This is a genomic window from Roseivivax isoporae LMG 25204 (assembly GCF_000521865.1).
GTDB classification, from domain to species: Bacteria; Pseudomonadota; Alphaproteobacteria; order Rhodobacterales; family Rhodobacteraceae; genus Roseivivax; species Roseivivax isoporae.
This window is the reverse complement of sequence record NZ_JAME01000132.1, coordinates 1-880: the sequence shown is the minus strand read 5'-3', so window position 1 is coordinate 880 and position 880 is coordinate 1. Positions and strand designations below refer to the sequence as shown.

The 880-nt window shown below is 63.5% G+C and carries 1 pseudogene; it reads right to left on the bottom strand.

Features of this window, described 5'->3' with window-relative positions:
• Positions 1 to 338: 338 nt before the first annotated feature.
• Positions 339 to 880 (bottom strand): annotated as a pseudogene (locus tag RISW2_RS25230) (hypothetical protein); the annotation flags it as partial.

Here is an 880-nt window from a genome sequence, read left to right as displayed (position 1 = left end):
GCGCGCCCATGCGTCCCCCGCTCTGATGAATGGTCGGCTAGCCGCCCCGTCGCGGCAGCTGGCCTGTCACTATCGCGCAGGTCGGCGCTTACGCGATTTTAAAGATCAGACACACCTCCAAGCCAGAAAGGAGGTGAATCATGCTCACGCTCGCCCGCTGGCTCATCCGCCAGATTATTCGTGCGATCGTCGAACTATACTTGTTCGGCTCGTAACGATGACGTCCTCGAATGTTCGTAAACAATCGAGGACTACGAAAGCAGTGCGCCCGGCGGCATCTCTGCCCCGGGCGCATTTCGTGATGATGACATAGTCTCTGCCTGCAGCGAGGTTAGCTGTCAAGCCGCATGTTGGGGTCGGGCCAAGTCAAAGCCCCGCATCCTGTCGAGGGCACCACATAGGGCGCTCCGCAGCTCTCCGCGCATTTTCGCGTCCACCTTGCCCCAGCCATACTTTGAGAAGACATCATCGAGGGACATGTCGCCGAGGCAGACCGCGTCGACGAGACAGCTGATGCGAATGGCCGTCCGCTTGCCACCTGTCGCACTCGGCCGATGCCGCCGGACTTCGCGTGCAAGACCATCGCCGACCCGACGGCGTAGTAGACGCAGGCGCTGCAGATCATGGATGATCGCCGCCTCGCGGGCGTCCGCGTCGCCACCGCCACCGCCGACCGTTTCGAGCGACGAGCACTTGACGCCCGCGGCCTCGCATCGCTCGACCAGCCTCGCATACTCACGCCCCATCTCCTGCTGCCCGATCGAAAACGGCGGCACGAACGGAAGCGGATCCTTGCCTTCCCGTTTGCGCCGAGCGTTCGCCTGGACGTGAGCCTTGCGGGCGGCGGCTTCCATGCGGTCGAAGGCGTCGCCGATCCGCA